This is a genomic window from Streptococcus sp. 27098_8_109, assembly GCF_041432295.1.
In the GTDB taxonomy this organism is placed as follows: Bacteria; Bacillota; Bacilli; order Lactobacillales; family Streptococcaceae; genus Streptococcus.
In genome coordinates this window covers 1-2,461 of sequence record NZ_JAPVZJ010000034.1, presented here as the reverse complement: position 1 = coordinate 2,461, position 2,461 = coordinate 1, and the positions used below count along the sequence as shown (strand labels likewise).

Below are 2,461 nucleotides of genomic sequence, written 5' to 3'. Positions count from 1 at the left end.
AAGAAAAAACGAATCCCATGATTCGTCTTTCTTGATAGATGAAAATTGATTTTAAAAATTATGAACCAATCTTTTGCAAATTAAGCACAGCATCGTGATTCATCAAGACTTGACCATACTCTTGCAAGACTGAACGACTGATGTCACTATCGTCTGCAAACTCGCGCATACGAGCCAATAGCCAAGCTGGATATGGACTTGGATGATTTTCAATATCCACTAAAATGGTCAAATAATAACGCTCATTCATCTTGTAGAGTTCAGAAGTTTCCATCTCAAAAGTCACTGTCTGGGCAAAAGCCACCAAGTCAGCCAACTTAGCAAAAGAAAGGATGTAGTAGATGTAAGGTTCTTTCTTGCTCTCAGCTTCTTGTTCAGCCTGTTCCTGCTCTTCTTCCTTGGCTTCGACTTGCTCTAGAGATTGAATGGCTTCGATATCGTCTTTGGTTTTATCTGCGATGCTTTTTTCCAAGGTTTTGATAAATTCATCAGGCGACATTTGAGCCAATTCTTCCATATCTGGTAAATCCGATAAGTCTTCAAAATCTAGATTTTGGTCAATCTTTGATTTGGTTACAAAGACATCAACCTTATCAGGTTTTGGAGTCACACGGAAGCTCAACATACCTGTATCCAAAAAGCTCTCAGGCATCTCTAACTCATCTAAGATAGCGTAAAAGAATTCTTCTGTTTTTTCTTGAGGAACGAGAAAGTCAGCAATCTCCATGCCTCGATCCATCAAATCCTCTAAAGACATCGTGATTTTTAAAGTTGTATCACTAATTTGTTTCATTTTCATTGCTAGTAACCTCATACTTTCAGTTCTATCTATTATACTAGATTTTTACGATTTTATCAAAAGAATGAAGCAAGAATGTGATATAATACTAGAGACCATTTTACAATACAAGAAAGAAAGTACAATGAAAAATATAAAAGTTAATGCACTGGCTAGCTTGCTAGTCAATGTTCTCAATATCGTTTTTCCGCTGATAACCAATCCTTATCTGACACGGATTCTCAGCAAATCCAACTACGGTTACTTCAATACCGCCAATACCTGGGCTAGCTTTGTCATTCCTTTAGCTGCCTTTGGGATTTACAACTATGGGATTCGAGCTATCAGTAAGGTTAAGGATGATAAGGAGAAAATTAATTATGTCTTCTCCAAGTTATTCTATATCTCAGTGATTACATCTGTCCTTACAACAGGTATCTACTTCTTCTTTATTTACATGGATACCAGTATTGAAAATTTGAAAGAACTCTACTATATACTCGGAGTACAAGCACTCTTCCAATTCCTCTATATTGAGTGGATGAATGAAGCATATGAAAATTACGCCTTTATATTATATAAGACATTAATTATACGGATAGCCATGTTGGTTGCAATCTTTACCTTTGTAAAAACTCCAGACGATATCGTACCTTATGCAATCATTATGAGTGCAACCACTATCCTTAACTACCTGCTCAGTTTTCTCTGGATTAAGCGAGAAGTTTCCTTTGTTAAGATTGGTCTTGTCGAATTAGTCAAAGCATCGAAGCCGCTCTTGACTATGCTTCTCCTAGCAAATGCCAACATGCTCTACACCTTACTTGATAGAATGTTTATCACCAAAGGGCCTGATGAAAACTACATTTCTTATTATACCATTGCTTCTAGCATCGTCATGTTGATTGCCAGTGTCCTGAGTGGAGCTATCAACGTCAGTATTCCACGTCTCGGCTACTATCTCGGTAAGAAAGACTACGAATCTTATAAAAATCTTCTAAATCAAGGCGCTGCCCTCTTTTACTTCCTCATCATTCCAACCAGTATTGGGATTATGGTATTAGGGAACTACGCAACTGTCATCTACTCTTCTGAAAAATACCTTGAAGCTGGTATTGTGACTAGTGTCTTCGCTTTTCGGACTATCATTTGGGCCATTGAGTTAATCCTCGGTAAACAAATTATCTTCATCAACGACCACGAAAATCGTTTAACAGCCTTTTACTTTATTGGTGGTGGAGCTAATATCCTACTCAACAGTCTCTTGTATTTCAATAATATTTTTGCACCAGAGTATTACATTGCTACTACTATTATTGCAGAAACTATAGTTGTTCTACTGGAAATTTACTTTATCAAGAAACATCATCTGCTTGACCTAAAAGAAATCTTTACTACTTTAACACGCTATACTATTGTATCGCTCGGATTCATTCCCATCTATTTCACATTTAAATTCCTTTTCCAAATCAACTCTTATACAGTCAACCTCAATATGATCCTCATGGTTCTCTCGACTGTTGCAACTTGTGGAATCTACTATCTCTTGATACTTTTTATCACAAAAGATAAAACATTCCACTATGCACTCAATCTTGCTCTTGCTAAGATTAAAAGAAATTAAATAAATAACCTACCTATCTAAAACAAGGAATATTCCAGTAGATAGGTAGGCTATTTATT

General features: G+C 36.3%; 2 protein-coding genes. One reads left to right on the top strand and one right to left on the bottom strand.

Going from position 1 to position 2,461, the window contains the following annotated elements; all coding sequences use genetic code 11:
* Positions 1-58: 58 nt before the first annotated feature.
* On the bottom strand, positions 59-799 hold the full coding sequence (mecA, locus tag O3664_RS09040) for an adaptor protein MecA (RefSeq protein WP_371613934.1): 741 nt from the start codon (positions 797-799) through the stop codon (positions 59-61).
* Between the two features lie 124 nt (positions 800-923).
* On the opposite strand from mecA, the gene O3664_RS09035 reads away from it, so the two are divergent.
* Positions 924-2,402, top strand: a complete 1,479-nt coding sequence (locus tag O3664_RS09035) for an oligosaccharide flippase family protein (RefSeq protein ID WP_004257306.1) — start codon at positions 924-926, stop codon at positions 2,400-2,402.
* The last annotated feature ends 59 nt before the right edge of the window (positions 2,403-2,461 follow it).

What these genes read in the sequence shown, in the direction of transcription:
- mecA (WP_371613934.1), bottom strand. Translation starts at nt 799, where the DNA reads ATGAAAATGAAACAAATTAGTGATACAACTTTAAAAATCACGATGTCT.
- O3664_RS09035 (WP_004257306.1), top strand. Translation starts at nt 924, where the DNA reads ATGAAAAATATAAAAGTTAATGCACTGGCTAGCTTGCTAGTCAATGTT.